Below are 15485 nucleotides of genomic sequence, written 5' to 3'. Positions count from 1 at the left end.
GGCCTCGATGTCGGTCCTGTCCGCGTTCCGGGCGTGCCACGTCTTGATGAGAAGGACCGCGAAGAGTTGTTCGCTTTGCTGCGCAGATGGCGGGAAGCAGGCGAACTTGCCACCGCCTGATGCCGGTATCCGGCGGTGGCGACCTCTTCATGAACCGACGTTCTAAGTACGCCGCTACAGACAGTCCGAACGCATTCGACGCAGCCCGCTTCATACGTATGTGACAAGGGAAATCGTCATATGTCAGCGGGTTCGTGACTGGTGCTGCTACCTTGTAAGCTGGTCGGGCGAACTTCAGTGCGGTCCTTGTGGGGCCTCAGCAAGAACAAGCGAGCTGCAAGAGCGAAGGGATTATGAATGAATCAGCTGCAACTCGGTACGTCTCGGGCTGCCCGCTAGCGAACTCAAATGTCTTCGATAAGCGAAGTTCCATAAATCGCACTATGCTGGATCGGATGCCTAAGTCATTGATAATGTGGGATGCGACACGAAAACAGCGGTCCCTTCAAGGCGACGATGTTCATAGGGGAGCCACACTTTTAGGTGCTGGTGAGAATCTCGCAATATCGCGATGTTCATGATTGTCTGCCGAGCGAAGGGCCGCGTCACCGAGCGCGCAATTGTGAAACGCACCAATTTTCAATGATGGAAATACCACTTTGGCGCAGGCGCCCGATTTCGGCCGTGCCGGCGGGGCTTCCCTCATCGGCGTGTAGGCGTTAAGAGTTCGTCCATCGTATAGTTGAGGACCTTTCGATTCGGCCCCAAGGCGGACGCGAAGACGCAGGCGAACCCCAGCCTGCCACTTGCATGGCCAACTTAAGAGGTCCTCATCAGACGCTCTCGGGGCTATACATATCGAATGGAAATGTGATCCTAAATACTCCGTTATCAGGACTTGCGTTCTTCGCTTTCAGCAAAGTCGCAATTGTCTCAGATGCAAAACGCTCTATGGGGTGTGACAGGATCAGCGAAATTGTGCCATCTATCAAAGCAGCCCGCGTATCTTCAAAAAGCTCATAGCCTACGGTGACGAAGTCTTCCCGTTTCGGAGTAGCTCTGAGCGCGGCTATCGCACCTGTAACACCACCCCCCGAGATGAATAGCCCGCACATATCGGGATGGTCTGTCAGCAGCTTTTCGACATGTTCACGGGCAACCACAGCCGACTCGTAAGTTGGTAGCGGTTCGAGCAGCGTGAATCCCGAATTATGTTCACGGAAGTAGGAACGAAACCCGCTTTCATTCATTTCCTGGTTTCGCAATCGATGACTGCCCACAAGAATGCCTATCTTCCCCGGCTGTCGCACCATGCGGTCAAATGCCCAGGCAGCGGTGCGTCCCACTTTCCAATTGTCGAGTCCGACAAAGCTGATGCCTCCTTTAGCCGTAAGGGGGCCGATAAGTGAAACGACCGGCACGCCGCTTTCAAGAACTGCGTCGATCGCGTCAGCAACGGCGGGATGCTGCGGCGCTACAATCGCAAGTGCTTCGCACCGCGCGCCGAGTGACTGAATATGTGCTGCGACTTTCTCCGGCGTGAGATCTTCCATGTACTCGACGGCAAGATCTATAGGATGAGCTTTCGCGGCTTGCGCTATTGAATCGCCAAGTAGACGATAGAAGCGTCTCTCTCGTCGCTGCAGCAAAACCCCAACACGGTGGATCACCTCTTGTGCCTTCGCCGCCTGCTTGATGGTCCCAAGTCCGTAGAAGCCGATTTCCTCAGCGGCTGCCAAAACGCGCGTGCGCGTATTGCTGCGGACCGATTCAGGCTCGGAGAGAACACGATTGACCGTTGACACGGATACAGCCGCCGCTCTCGCCAGGTCTGGAATGGTTGGTCTCTTCATGTCAAAATTTCCATTTCCATGACTGCTGATATGTCACAACATGTCATTTAGCCAAGTTGTTGAAACGATTTGAGATGAATTTTATAAGCGATATTAATCCATGTTGACCCGAAAGATGTCAACGTAGCATTCATTGCGCGTTGACGGCGCTCAGCGATCTAGGAGCCGTCAGCGCTTTGGGGGGAGGCCCAGCGCACAATTTGGACGAGGGAGCTCAACGGCGCTTGGTTGAGATCGCGGACCTGCGCGAGCCTGCCGGGATCGGCCGCATGGCCAAAAAAATATGTCGAGCCGCAGCCATGCGGCTTTAACCTGAGGAGGAATTCGACATGTCGTTCACCAAGAAAATCGCCACCGCAGCCATGGCATTCATGCTGGCATCCAGCGCTCATGCGGCTGACACCGATATCGCAGTCATCGTTGGTTCGGCTCAAGATGGCTTCTGGAACATGGTCAAGAAGGGCGTCGACGACGCCTCGCTGATGGTCAAGGCCAATGGCGGCACCGTCAACTTTATGCAGACCCAAAACTATGACAACTTTGGCCCGGATCTCGCTTCGCTGATTGAACAGGCCGTAGCCCAGGGGGCGAAGGGTATCGCTATTCCGAACTGGCTGCCGGAATCCGAAACGCCTGCCCTCAAGGCTGCACGCGACAAGGGCGTGGTGATCATCTCCTTCAACGCTGGGCAGGGCGAGATGGATAATTACGGCTCGCTGAACTATTTCGGCTCGGACGAATACCTGGCGGGCGTCGAGGGCGGCAAGTATCTCGCATCTCACGGTGCAAAGAAGATCCTCTGCCACATCCAAAACCCGGGAGCCGTAAACCTCGAAACCCGCTGCAAGGGCGTTCAGGACGGCGCGAAGAAGGCCGGCGCAGACACCTTCATCCTCCGTGTTCCCGCCAACCTCGACCAAGACATGAATGGTACCTCTGAGGCGATCAAGTCCGAGCTGATCGCCGATCCGTCGATCGACGCCGTCATCACGCTAGCTGCCTGGGCCGCTGATGCTGCCGCTAGCTCCATCGATCAGCAGGGCAAGACCGGCAAGATTCAGCTTGGCACCTTCGATATGTCCGCCTCGGTTCTGGATCGCGTTTCGAAGGGCACACAGACCTTCGCCATCGACCAGCAGCCCTATCTGCAGGGGTTTCTCGCAACCTCGATGCTGTTCGCAAACCTGAAGTTCGGCACTGCAATTGCAACGAAGCGGGTTCTGACCGGCCCGGCGATTGTCGACAAGACCAATGTTGCTTCCGCAATCGCAGGCGTCAAGCTCGGCGCGCGTTGAGGCGGGCCTGAGGCTGAGATCTGGCCACTAAACTGGCCGGGTTTCAGCCCTGCTCCCTCCATGTAACTTTCGTCTGCGTTGATTGAGGATTTTGCTACATGACCTCCACAAACCTGAGAACCAGCACCGTTGAGACAACCGCCGTCCAGAGTGAGACGACCATTTCATCCATCAAGGCCTTTTTTCGCACCCCTGCCGCTGGTGCTTTCATGGGATTCGTGGCCGTCTTCGTTCTCTTTTCGATTTTCGGATACAGCCGTAATTTTCTCTCAGTTCCGGGTGTGACGACATGGGTCAATTTCGCGTCCCTGGTCGGGATGATCGCAATTCCGGTCGGATTTCTGATGATCGCTGGTGAACTCGACATTTCTACGGGTGCTGTACTTCCCGCGTCGACTATGACGGTTGCAATCCTCTGCGAGCACTATCAGATGCCTGTGCTTGTCGGTGTCGCTGCGGCTCTTGCCATCGGTGCCCTGATCGGCTTCATCAACGGATACATCGTCACTCACACGCGGGTGCCGTCGTTCATCGTGACACTGGCGACGCTCTTTGCCGTGGCAGGCATGACGCTCTACCTGTCGATCTCCTTCATCAACAACACCAATTCCTTCTATCACGCGCCAGATTGGGCAAAATCGCTCTTCGGTGGTAAGGTGTATGGCTTCAATTCTTCCGTCTTCTGGTGGGGTGGTCTCATCGCAACATTCGCCTTCTTCCTGCACTACTCTCCGAAGGGAAGCTGGGTCTTCGCTCTCGGTGGTGACCAGGAAAGCGCGAGAAACGCGGGTATTCCTGTAACCAAGTTGAAGATTGCCCTCTTCATGCTGTGTTCCACGTCGGCGGCCTTCGCCGGTGTCCTGCAGGTGATGACTTTCAGCTCCGCAACATCCCAGGCCAATTTTGGCCTGATCTTCAACACCATTATCGCGGTCGTCGTCGGTGGCGTTCTCCTGACCGGTGGTTTCGGTACCGTAATGGGCATTGTCTTCGGGGTGCTCACCCTTTCGATCGTAACCCAGGCCATCGGTTTCACGGAAATCGACAGAAACCTGTCCTTTTTGATCATCGGCGTCATGCTTTTGATCGCCGTCCTGCTCAACGACACGTTTCGTCATTTGGCCACCAGCTGGTCGACTTCGAAGAAGAAGTAAGGAGAGCTACAATGTCCGCCAAGAAACCCGTTCTCGAATTTCGAAACGTCGACAAATCCTTTGGCCATATTGATGCTCTGAACGATATCAGTCTCAAGGTGGTCGAAGGTGAGGTGCTCTGCCTGCTTGGCGACAACGGCGCGGGTAAGTCCACACTCATCAAGACCCTGTCCGGCGTCTATCAGCCGACGCGTGGCGAAATCTTGATGGATGGCGAGCCCACTAATTTCTCCAGTCCCCGCGAAGCGCAGGAACGGGGGATCGCTACGGTTCACCAATTCGGTGGGACCTATCCCTTGATGTCCATAGGGCGCAACTTTTTCATGGGTTCAGAACCGACAAAGGGCTGGGGCCTGTTCAAGTATTTCGACCGCACGACCGCCAACCGAGTGGCCGTTGGGGAGGTTCAGAAGATGGGGATCACTCGCATCACCGACGGGGACCGTTTGGTCGGCGGTCTGTCCGGAGGGGAGCGCCAGTCGCTCGCGATCGCGCGTGCTGTCTATTTCGGAGCCCGTGTCCTCATCCTTGACGAGCCGACGGCAGCCCTCGGCGTCAAACAGGCTGCGCACGTACTGCGGATCGTCAATGAGGCCAAACGCCGCGGCCTCGCGGTCGTTTTCATCACCCATCAGGTGATGCATGCCATGGCCGTGGGCGATCACTTCGCGGTGCTCATCCGGGGTGCCATCGCGGCCGACTTCCGAAAGGGGGAAAAATCACGCGAGCAGATCGCCGATCTAATGGCCGGAGGGGAATCGATGGCAACTCTCGAAGCCTCCATCGAAGGCTATAGGGAGACCCATGACGGTGTTCCGCCCCGCCCGCGCACTGAATGAATCTGATTGAGCCATCACGTAGCGGATTGTGTTGAACGGAAGCGGTTGGGCCTTGCGCCAACCGAATGGAAGGAGGTTGTCCAATGGTGCGTATCGCAGTCATTGGTGCGGGACTGATGGGCGCTGATCATGCCAGGATCGTCACCGAGGAAATGCAAGGCGCAAGCCTTCAGGTGGTCTGCGACATGGACGAAGTCCGGGCGCGCAAGGTGGCCGATGCCCATGGTGCAGCAGACGTTGCGACTGACCCGGAAGCTGTGATTGCCCGCGCCGATGTGGATGCGGTGATCGTCGCGAGCCCGGACTTCACACATGCGCCGCTGTCACTCGCCTGCATCAACGCGGGCAAGAAGGTGCTGTGCGAAAAGCCTCTGTCGCAGTCCTCGGCAGAATGCCTCTCGGTTATGCAGGCGGAACAGAAAGTCGGTCGAAGGTTCGTACAGCTTGGCTTCATGCGGCGCTACGACCAATCCTATTGCGAGATGAAGCAGGCATTGTCGACCGGCAAACTTGGCCGGGCGCTGATGATGCACAACTTCCACCGCAATGTGGAAACGCCCGCTTCGAACTTTACGGGGGCAATGGCGATCACCAATTCGGCGCCACATGAATTCGACGTGGTCCGCTATGTGCTCGGAACTGAATATGCCGCGATTTCGGCCTTCCAGCCCGTTCGATCGGATGCCAGGGTTGCACCAGTCTTCATGGTTCTCGAAACCTCTCATGGTCAACTCGTCAATATCGAGATCAATAACAACGCGGCATACGGCTATGATGTCCGTGCCGAACTCGTCGGCGAGCAGGCGAGCATGGCAATGAACCATGTCGCCTATACACGGCTGGAGCAGTCGCTGGGTGTTCATACCGGCTACGATGCCGATTGGCGAAGCCGCTATTTCGATGCCTATCGCCGCCAGAACCGGGCTTTCCTAGGCTTCGTCAAGACAGGCATTTTCCCGGAATTCGCATCGAGCTGCTGGGATGGCTATACCGCTGCCGTCGTCGCCGAGGCAGGCGTTAAAGCACTTGCTTGCGGTCAAAAGCAACCCGTCACCATGATTTCCAAGCCGGAGTTCTACGCATGAAACTGGGTTTCGTATCCGACAGCCTTGGGGACATGCCGCTCAATGACCTACTCGACAATGCGGCCCGCATGGGTGTCTCGGGGGTCGAGGTCAACACTTGCGGCTGGTCGACAGCCCCGCATTTCGATCTCAAATCCATGCTGGGCAACACGGTCGCGCAGAAGGACTTCCTCAAGGGCTTTTCAGATCGTGGGCTTGATGTGATCAGCCTGAATGCCAATGGCAATCCGCTTCACCCAACCGATCCGGCTCAGGGCGAAGATCTGAAGAAAACCATCCGGGTCGCAGGCGAAATGGGCATCAAGACGGTCTGCACCATGTCTGGCCTGCCTGCGGGCAATCCGTCCGATACCATGCCGAATTGGGTCGTCTCTTCCTGGCCGCCGGAAACGCAGGCGATCCTCAAATACCAGTGGGAAGAAAAGCTCCTGCCCTTCTGGGCCGAGATAGTGGCGCTGGCAAACGAATGCGGCGTGGAAAGGATTGCGCTCGAACTACATGGTAACCAGTGCGTCTACAACGTGCCGTCGCTCCTGAAGCTCCGACAGCAAGTCGGCCCTGTCGTCGGTGCAAACCTCGACCCTTCACATCTGTTCTGGATGGGGGCGGATCCGCTGATAGCGGCCGAGGCATTGGGGAAGGCCGTCTATCACGTCCATGCCAAGGATACATTCCTGAACGCGCCGAAGCAGGCGGTGACCAGCCTCCTCGAAAATGGGAGCCTCACCGACATTCCGGCCCGCTCCTGGTCCTATATCACGCTCGGCTTCGGCCACGGGGAGGAATGGTGGCGCCAGTTCTGCTATCGCCTGAAAATGGCCGGTTACGACGGCTGGCTCTCCGTTGAACATGAGGACGTGCTTCTCAATTCGCTCGAAGGGCTTAAAAAATCCGTGGCCCTACTAAGGGGTGTTATGCCCGTTGCACCGGCCGATTTCAAACTTCAGGAAATCTAAGATGACCTTCCAACTTGCCGCTTGCGCCGAAATGCTCTGGCGCGACAGACCAATCGAATGGCGGGCAAGCCGCCTGAAGGAGATGGGCTTCGGCGTCGGCCTTTGGAACTGGCCCGCCTGGAATCTCGACGCCCTGGAAAAAACCGGTGCCACCTTCACTATCATGAACGGCTATCTCGAAGGTCGGCTCACCGATGCAGAAGGTTGTGAGATGCTTCTGGCGTCTGCCACGGAAACGGCGAAGGTTGGCAAGCGCCTCGGTGTCCACCGCCTCAATCTGCATGGCACGGGGCTTGGTGAACTGGGCATTCCGATACCGAAGATCGGTGCCTTCGCGCCGGGTATGGAACAGCGGGCGCGCGATACGCTTAACCGCATCTGCGATCTGGCAGAAGCCGAGGGTCAGGTTTTCACGTTAGAAAACCTCAACCCCATCGATCATCCTGGTTGCCCTTTCGGCTCGACCGCTGATGTGCTTGCTATCGTTTCTGCCGTGAACCGCCCGCAATTGCGCATCAATCTCGATCTCTACCATACCCAGATCGGCGAGGGTGATCTTATCCGCTGGTGCAAGGCCTGTCTGCCCTGGATTGGGGAGGTTCAGGTGGCTGACAATCCCGGCCGTTGCGAGCCGGGCACGGGCGAAGTGAACTGGCACGGCGTTGCAAAAGCCCTGAAAGCGATGGGCTATGCGGGGCCTGTCGGTATGGAAGCCTTTGCCTCCGGCGATCCGGAAGATGCGCTTGAAGCGTTCCGCACCGCTTTCACTATCTGATGTTGTTTTCCTAGGAGGATCATCCGTGTCATCCACCATCCTGAACGTCGGTCTTTTGGGCGCAGGCCGTATTGCTGGCGTCCATGCCACCGCCATTTCCACCAATCCCGGCAGCCGCCTCGCGGCTGTCTCCGACATCAATCAGGCCGCCGCTGAGAAGATCGCCGCCCAGTATGGCGCCGAAGCTCGCTCGACCGATGCGATCCTCGATGATCGCGCCATTGATGCCGTGCTGATTGCCACCTCCACCGATACCCATTCCGACTTGATCGAGCGGGCGACGACAGCAGGCAAGGCCGTGCTTTGTGAAAAGCCTGTCGACCTCAGCCTTGCAAGGGCACAGGTTTGCCAGAAGACGGCCGTCGCTACCGGTAAGCCGGTGATGATTGGCTTCAACCGCCGTTTCGATCCCAACTTTGCGGCTCTCAAGGCAGCAGCCGACCGTGGTGAAATCGGCAAGACTGAACTCCTGTCAATCACGTCCTTCGACCCCGCGCCGCCGCCGGTCGCCTATATCAAGGTCTCGGGCGGCCTCTTCCGTGACATGATGATCCATGACTTCGACATGGCTAACTTCATCCTGGGTGCGGCTCCCGTCGCTGTCTCGGCTGTCGGAACATCGGTCGTTGATCCCGAAATCGGTGCCGCTGGTGATGTCGATACCGCCGTGGTGACGCTTTCCTACGCCGATGGCCGTATTGCCGTGATCAAGAACAGCCGCCGCGCCGTCTATGGCTATGATCAGCGTCTGGAATTGCTGGGTTCGGAAGGATTGCTGCAGGCGCAGAACATGCTGGAAAACACAGTGGTAAAGTCCACCACCTCTGGCGTGACGGGCTCAAAGCCCACCTATTTCTTCCTCGAACGCTACATGCCCGCCTATGCGGCGGAATGGGCAGCATTTGTCACCGCTGTGAACACAGCCTCGGCTCTGCCGGTCACGCTCGATGATGGTGTCGCAGCGCTCGCCATGGCGGAAGCTGCAACCCAGTCTGCAAAGACCGGATCCCTCGTGAAATTGGCAGAGGTTCTTGGCTGAGCTTTCAGAGAAAGCAAAACAGTCTCTGTCGGACAACTCCTCCTGCCCGATCTAGCGGCGGCCCGACCTTCGGATCGAGCCGTCGCATACTCCTGATGCCGGAGGATGCGCCGCTGAAGACTCGATCAACGACCTGCTGCGACTACGGGTACCGGCCACAGGATATCAGGTTGAGCGATGGTGCGGACGGGAACGTTCACCATCCGAAGGAACGTTTCCGTTGAATTCGATCCGGTCATGCACTTGTGGAGAACGTGGTTTGTGCCGGATGGCTCGTCGTCGAAGCGGGGGTAAGTCCGCGATTGCTCCGCTTAGAGAATACATGGCGCAGGCCTGTGCTGCCCTCCAGGCAAAGTTCGGGGGTGACAACCTTCAACGACCCTTCCCAAAAGTTATAGCCGAACAAGCACCGGAAGCATGATCATGAGCACGGATAAAACAATTCGAAAACTGACGACCATCGCCGAGCTAAAGGATATGATTGTAGCAACCAAGCTTAGCCTCCCGGAGCAACAAGAGCGTGTCGCACGCACGGCTCTCGCTCATCCTGAAATTGTAGCGTTCGGCACTGCGCAATCGCTTGCGAACCGATGCGGAGTGTCGCCCTCAACCGTGGCCAGAGTTGCCGTTGCTCTCGGGTTCGATAACTTCAGGGAGTTCCGACAGGTTTTCCGTCAGCAGATCCGAGAGATTTCGATACGAGCCGCAGACACCCTATGCTGACAGGAAGGCTCTGTTGCAAAAATTCCAAAGATGCCGGAAGGAGCACCAAAGATTTTGAGTGAGATTTTTGATGAGCGATTTTAAGTGGCGTCATTTCCAGGGTGAAATCATCCTTTGGGCGGTCCGCTGGTACTGCCGCTATGGGGTGAGCTACCGGGATCTTGAACAGATGATGGGTGAACGGGGCGTTCCTGTTGATCATTCCACGATCTATCGTTGGGTCCAGAAGTACGCGCCGGAGATCGAAAAACGGCTGCGCTGGCACTGGCGTCGTCCGCAATCAACGAGTTGGCGTGTCGACGAAACTTATGTGAAGGTTCGTGGCCAATGGACATACCTTTACCGGGCCGTCGACAAATTCGGCAACACGATCGATTTCTATTTGTCTCCGACCCGCAACGCGAAAGCCGCCACGCGCTTTCTCGGCAAGGCCCTGAACGGTCTGAAGGATTGGGAAAAGCCAGCCGTGATCAACACCGACAAAGCGCCAACCTATGGCATTGCCATCGCGCAATTGAAGGCCGAAGGCAAATGCCCCGGCGAGCTTGTGCACCGGCAGGTCAAATATCTGAACAATGTCGTTGAGGCTGATCATGGCAAGCTGAAACAACTGATCAGGCCGGTGAGAGGGTTCAAGACGCTGAAAACAGCCTATGCGTCGATCAAAGGTTTCGAGGTCATGCGAGCCTTGCGCAAGGGCCAGGCTGCGATTTTCAATCTGACGGGTGACGCCCGTGGTGAAGCCCGTATCGTTGAACGGGCTTTTGGCATCGGACCGAGCGCCCTGACGGAAGCCGTAGCTCTGCTCGCCCGGAATCTCGAAACTCAGGCTGCATGAGGGTAGAGAACACGGCACCTATCCAACCTCTCGCAATGTTTGCAACAGAGCCCTCAATCGCATGTTGGCATGTGCACGCCCGAAATCCGTCCGTTGCGGGAAGGCAACCCCCTAGACGACAACATCAAAGAGCGGACTCTGAAAAACACCCGAGCCGCGCACCAAAGCTCTCATCTCGCCTTTAAGAGCAAAGCGACACCTGTACTGAATTGAGCGCCGACTTGAGGTAGCGGGCTGCGAGCAGGTTTCCCCGCTCCCTCGCCAAAGACAAGGCTGCATCACAGTAAGCCTGAAACGGCTCCGAGCCATCAAGAACAAGGGCAGCTTTCTTCTCGACGACTATGCCGCAAAAGAATGAGGCTAGACCTAGCTCATTTCTCAGACAGCAGCCCGTAAGCACCACTTTCCGTTGGGTTCCACCGGGATAGGTCGAGTATTCAAGATGGCATCGTTCTCCTGTTTTGATGGCTTGAAAGAGCCCGTGAGCGACCTGAGGCTGGTCACTTTTCTCCATACGGCCTATTAAGTCCTCGACAGCCACACCGGCCGCCAGGTCCTCTGCCTCCATCCCGTGGAGCGCCGCGAATAAGCTATCACCATGGTAAAGGTTCCCTGCAACAAACCACGTAAAGAAGCCGATTTCGGGGATCACAAGCCTTACGGTTTCGTGCGCAGACGGGACACTCGGCGCGTCCTGCAAAAGCCTGCGGCTTAAGCTGATGTTCTCCCGGACATCCGACAGGAGACCGGCGATCTCCGACGTAAGAATCTTCGTTCGCTCCATTTGCTCCAATTGAACGCCCTCTCCAAGGCCCATTGTCCGCCTTCATAGCATAGTATAACCTAATACAAGCATAGGGTATTGAACATTACCTTTATCAACCGTGATGACTGGTGTTTTTTCTCACCCCAAATTCTTAGGGGATTGCTTGATGACAGACGATATAAAGTTCAATGCCGATAAAGCTGCGGAGCTGCTTGGGCTTCTCGCAAATCCCAGCCGTCTGAAAGTGCTGGAGCTGATCACCAAAGATGAGTGGGGCGTGTCAGAGCTCGCAACGGAGCTGGGGCTTAGCCAGTCTTCCTTGTCTCAGCATCTAGCAAGATTCAGGAGCGCCAATCTGGTTGCTGTGCGCCGAGACGCACAAAATCTCTACTACTCGTGTTCATCACAGGACATTTTGAAAGTCATGGCGACACTCGAAGAAATCGGCAAAATTTCCGGGAGCCCGAAGTCAGCCGCCTAGCTTCAGTCGCGCCTCAGTATATATTGTCGACGCGCCCGCTAGCCACTGTTGCGCGGGGCGGCGGTCGACGATAACAGAGGCTACATGACGGATCTTACTGAGAAACCCTCCAGCAGCAGTCAGAACTTCGTACCGGTGTGTGCGATCGGCGCGTCCGCAGGCGGCGTGGCAGCTCTGCAAACCATGTTCAGGCTAATCGCTCCCGATCTCGGTTTGGCTTATGTCGTCATTCTTCATCTGTCACCAGACGAGCCTAGTTCGCTGCGAGAGATTCTTTCCGTTTGCACACGCATGCCGGTCTACCAGATAGAAGACACTCCGACGCTTATGGCAAACTGCGTCTATGTCATCCCGCCAGACCGCGAACTCGTTATCGAGGGCGACAGCATCGCAGCGCGACCGTTTACGGAGCCTCGGGGCAAACGGGCTCCTATCGATATGTTTTTTCGTTCTGTGGCGCTAGCCCGCGGCGACGGCGTCGCGATTGTGCTGACAGGAGCTGGAACCGACGGCTCGCTTGGTGTCACAGCCGTCAAGGAAGCTGGCGGCGTCATCATGGTGCAGGATCCCGCAGAGGCGGCCTTCCCATCCATGCCGCGGAATGCCATAGCGACAGGAGCGGCTGATTTCGTTGCACCGATTGCACGCCTTATTGAGCATCTCGCCGAAGTGGCTGGCAGCAAGGACGCGGTGCGGTCTCTCGATGTAAAGGGATCAGCAAGCGATCTTCGGCGCATTGTCGCATTGTTGCGCTCTCGTGTCGGCCATGACTTTTCCGCCTACAAGCGAGCCACAGTCATGCGGCGTGTCGTTCGTCGAATGCAGGTGAGCCGAAGTAAGACGCTCACCGAGTACGCCGATTACCTAATAGCCACCCCTGACGAAGCAATGGCCCTTTTCTCCGACCTTCTAATATCGGTAACGATGTTTTTTCGGGATGAACATGCTTTTGCGGCACTGGCGCGCCAGGTGATATGCCCCCTGGTTAGTGGATACGATGCAGCAAACGAGGATAGCGTACGAGTGTGGGTCGTCGGTTGCGCAACAGGCGAAGAAGCCTACAGCGTCGCCATCTTGCTCCACGAGGAAATGGCTCGGCAAAGCGTAAATATACCGCTGCAGATTTTTGCGACAGACCTTGACGAAGCTGCCTTGGCGGTGGCCAGGGAAGGTCGTTATCCTCGATCAATCGAGGCCGATGTTTCGCAAGAGCGACTTGCGCAGTTTTTTGTCGACGAGGGGACCCACTTTCGTGTGCGTAAGGAGCTTCGCGAAACAGTCCTTTTTGCCAAACACAGCATTCTCAAAGAGCCGCCGTTTATGCGGCTCGATTTGATCACCTGTCGCAACCTGCTGATCTATCTTGAACGCGGGCTGCAAGCCCAGATTTGCTCGCTGTTCAGCTATAGCCTGCGAACCGGGCGTTTTTTGTTCCTGGGTTCGGCGGAAACAGTCGATGCCGCTGCCAATCTCTTTGCGCCAATAGACCGACAGGCGCGGATTTACAGCGCCCGCGCAAATGGCACCCAATTGCTTCCTATCCTTCCGCAGTTTGCTGTTTCAGAACAGCTTGCAGATTTTACCCGTCCCATTCCGCTCGTCAGCGATCGGGGAGCTCTGCCTGCGGCTCTCCACGTCGCGTCATTGGAGCAACACGCGCCGGCTAGCGCGCTCCTCGATGACAGCGAGAATATCCTGCATCTTTCCCCAACTGCCGGTCGCTTCCTTCTCCATTCTGCAGGCCCAGTCTCACGGTCACTGACGGCGGTTGTAAGACCGGAGTTGCGCCTGGGCCTTGGCATCGCGCTTGCACGCGCACTAGAATCGGGGGAGCCGTCGTTGACATTTCCGACGGTTGTCGCCTTCGACCACGGCAAACGGCGCGTCGCATTACAAGTTACTCCGGTTACGAACGAGACGGACAAGGCCACTCAAGCGCTCGTGTTCTTCCTGGATGGCGGTATCGTGCACGAAAATGAGGAGGCTGCCCAGCCTTCTGACACCCGACCCGATGAGGTGCGTCGCATTTACGCCGAGCTGAAAGCTTCACAAGAAGCCTTGATGATGAGCCGAAACGGGCACGAGGCACTCGTCCAGGAGCTCCGTGCGGCCAACGAAGAACTTCAGTCGATGAATGAGGAATACCGCTCGACAGCCGAAGAGCTTGAAACTTCAAAGGAAGAGCTGCAGTCTATCAATGAGGAATTGCACACAGTCAACGCCGAACTGAAAAACAAGCTCGATAGCATATCTGCCGCGCACAGCGACCTACAGAACCTGTCGTCTGCGACGGAGATCGGCACCCTCTTTCTCGACTCCGATCTCAGGATCAAGATGTTTACCGCACCGGTCGCCGAGCTCTTCAATATCACCCGGCACGATATTGGTCGCGCAATCACGGACTTCACACACTTTCTCGACTATGACGATATCGACGCTGATGCGCGAAAGGTTTTGAAGGATCTGGTGCCGATCGAGCGAGAGGTCACCAGCCGGCGGGGCAAGGAATTTTCCATGCGCCTTCGGCCTTACAGAACCGTGGAAGATAGGATTGATGGGACCGTCGTTACATTCGTGGATGTCTCGGAACGAGCCCGTGCGCAAGCAGCGCTAAGAGAGAGTGAGAATCGCTTCCGTCAATTCGGAGAGGCGTCACAGGACATCCTCTGGATCCGAGATGCAGAGACCTTGCAATGGTCGTATCTAACGCCGGCGTTCGAAAAAATCTTTGGCCTGGACCGTGAAGCGGCGCTGCGCGCTGACAATATGCTCGGCTGGCTTGAGTTGATCGTGAAAGAGGATCGGGACGGTGCTGCGGAAAACCTCCGCCGAGTTCGGAGCGGAGAATTTGTGACGTTCGACTACCGTATCGAGCGGCCTACCGACGGCAGCATTCGATGGCTCCGCACAACCGACTTCCCCATCAAAGACGGCAATGGCAAGATTGTCCATTTGGGCGGGATCTGCCACGACATCACATCAATAAAGAAAGCGGAAGAAGCGTTGGCAACTGCGCAATTACGCCAACGTGCCTTTCTAGAAGGGATACCGCAACTTGTCTGGCGAGCCACTGAGGGGGGACATTTCACGTGGTCTGGTCCGCAGTGGATGAACTACACCGGACAGAAAGAACTTGAAAGCCATGGGCTGGGGTGGCTCGAAGTCGTTCACCCTGACGACCGTGAGGTAGCAACGAAGACCTGGGAAGACGCGATCGAAATGGGCGGCTTCGAAATCGAATATCGTATTCGTAACGCTGAAACAGGCTCGTATCGCTGGTTTCGTACGCAGGCGACGCCAGTTCGCGATGACAATGGCACAGTTCTGGAATGGCTCGCCACATCGACAGACGTGGAAGATCTCAAAGCTTTGCAGGCGCGGCAAGAAATGCTGGTTGCCGAACTGAAACTTCGCAGCGCGAACCTGATTTCGGAGGTTCAGAAACTGACCGACATTTCCATCCAAGATAGCAGCAGCTTGGATGATTTCCGGCACCGTTTCTCCGAGGGGCTAATTTCATTGGAGCGTTCAGAGTAGGCGTCGTATTGGCTTTGGTGCGCGGCTCGGGTGTTTTTCAGAGTCCGCACTTTGATGCTGTTGCTACGGCGTTGCAGTCTTGCAGCGGACGGATTTCGGGCGTGCGCATGCCAGCATTCTATTGAGGACCGAGCAGCCGATGGC

Annotated in this window: 13 protein-coding genes and 1 pseudogene; 12 read left to right on the top strand and 2 right to left on the bottom strand. The window is 56.5% G+C overall.

Going from position 1 to position 15485, the window contains the following annotated elements; genetic code table 11:
• Window positions 1-120 (top strand): annotated as a pseudogene (locus tag FHT73_RS29685) (dihydrodipicolinate synthase family protein); the annotation flags it as partial.
• A gap of 713 nt (window positions 121-833) precedes the next feature.
• Here the strand turns inward: FHT73_RS29685 and FHT73_RS28785 are convergent.
• Complete coding sequence (locus tag FHT73_RS28785) at window positions 834-1853, bottom strand: LacI family DNA-binding transcriptional regulator (protein ID WP_183716454.1); 1020 nt, start codon at window positions 1851-1853, stop codon at window positions 834-836.
• Window positions 1854-2182: 329 nt separating this feature from the next.
• Here FHT73_RS28785 and FHT73_RS28780 point away from each other — a divergent pair, with 329 nt between their 5' ends.
• The 9 genes from FHT73_RS28780 to FHT73_RS28740 all read left to right on the top strand — a co-directional run bounded on the left by FHT73_RS28780 (window position 2183) and on the right by FHT73_RS28740 (window position 10557).
• Window positions 2183-3148, top strand: a complete 966-nt coding sequence (locus tag FHT73_RS28780) for a substrate-binding domain-containing protein (RefSeq protein WP_183716453.1) — start codon at window positions 2183-2185, stop codon at window positions 3146-3148.
• Window positions 3149-3246: 98 nt separating this feature from the next.
• The gene (locus FHT73_RS28775; RefSeq protein WP_183716451.1) at window positions 3247-4302 is read left to right on the top strand and encodes an ABC transporter permease; all 1056 of its coding nucleotides are present in this window, start codon (window positions 3247-3249) and stop codon (window positions 4300-4302) included.
• Between the two features lie 11 nt (window positions 4303-4313).
• On the top strand, window positions 4314-5141 hold the full coding sequence (locus FHT73_RS28770; protein WP_183716449.1) for an ATP-binding cassette domain-containing protein: 828 nt from the start codon (window positions 4314-4316) through the stop codon (window positions 5139-5141).
• An 83-nt stretch (window positions 5142-5224) separates the two neighbouring features.
• Complete coding sequence (locus tag FHT73_RS28765; protein WP_210290530.1) at window positions 5225-6226, top strand: Gfo/Idh/MocA family oxidoreductase; 1002 nt, start codon at window positions 5225-5227, stop codon at window positions 6224-6226.
• Window positions 6223-7182, top strand: a complete 960-nt coding sequence (locus FHT73_RS28760) for a sugar phosphate isomerase/epimerase (RefSeq protein WP_112611068.1) — start codon at window positions 6223-6225, stop codon at window positions 7180-7182. The genes FHT73_RS28765 and FHT73_RS28760 overlap by 4 nt, the downstream gene beginning before the upstream one ends.
• Before the next feature lies 1 nt (window position 7183).
• Window positions 7184-7957 carry a TIM barrel protein gene (locus FHT73_RS28755; protein WP_112611066.1) on the top strand — a complete coding sequence of 258 codons (774 nt, stop codon included), beginning with the start codon at window positions 7184-7186 and terminating at the stop codon, window positions 7955-7957.
• A gap of 37 nt (window positions 7958-7994) precedes the next feature.
• Window positions 7995-8996: an inositol 2-dehydrogenase gene (iolG, locus tag FHT73_RS28750; RefSeq protein WP_112611080.1), complete on the top strand. Its 1002-nt coding sequence runs from the start codon at window positions 7995-7997 to the stop codon at window positions 8994-8996.
• 423 nt (window positions 8997-9419) lie between these two features.
• Window positions 9420-9719: a MurR/RpiR family transcriptional regulator gene (locus tag FHT73_RS28745; protein ID WP_112611064.1), complete on the top strand. Its 300-nt coding sequence runs from the start codon at window positions 9420-9422 to the stop codon at window positions 9717-9719.
• A 70-nt stretch (window positions 9720-9789) separates the two neighbouring features.
• A complete protein-coding gene (locus tag FHT73_RS28740; RefSeq protein ID WP_112611062.1) occupies window positions 9790-10557 on the top strand; it encodes an IS6 family transposase in 768 nt (255 codons plus the stop codon).
• Window positions 10558-10738: 181 nt separating this feature from the next.
• Here FHT73_RS28740 and FHT73_RS28735 read toward each other — a convergent pair whose 3' ends face one another.
• Window positions 10739-11374 (bottom strand): hypothetical protein, encoded by a 636-nt coding sequence (locus FHT73_RS28735; protein WP_183716445.1) that lies wholly within the window; start codon window positions 11372-11374, stop codon window positions 10739-10741.
• Window positions 11375-11486: 112 nt separating this feature from the next.
• Here FHT73_RS28735 and FHT73_RS28730 point away from each other — a divergent pair, with 112 nt between their 5' ends.
• Window positions 11487-11804 carry a metalloregulator ArsR/SmtB family transcription factor gene (locus tag FHT73_RS28730; protein WP_162711772.1) on the top strand — a complete coding sequence of 106 codons (318 nt, stop codon included), beginning with the start codon at window positions 11487-11489 and terminating at the stop codon, window positions 11802-11804.
• Between the two features lie 84 nt (window positions 11805-11888).
• Window positions 11889-15341 (top strand): chemotaxis protein CheB, encoded by a 3453-nt coding sequence (locus FHT73_RS28725; protein WP_183716443.1) that lies wholly within the window; start codon window positions 11889-11891, stop codon window positions 15339-15341.
• Window positions 15342-15485: the final 144 nt, after the last annotated feature.

The organism is Rhizobium sp. BK098, from assembly GCF_014193155.1.
In the GTDB taxonomy this organism is placed as follows: domain Bacteria; phylum Pseudomonadota; class Alphaproteobacteria; order Rhizobiales; family Rhizobiaceae; genus Rhizobium.
The sequence above is the reverse complement of the archived record's forward strand: the minus strand, read 5'-3'. Positions and strand labels throughout refer to the sequence as shown.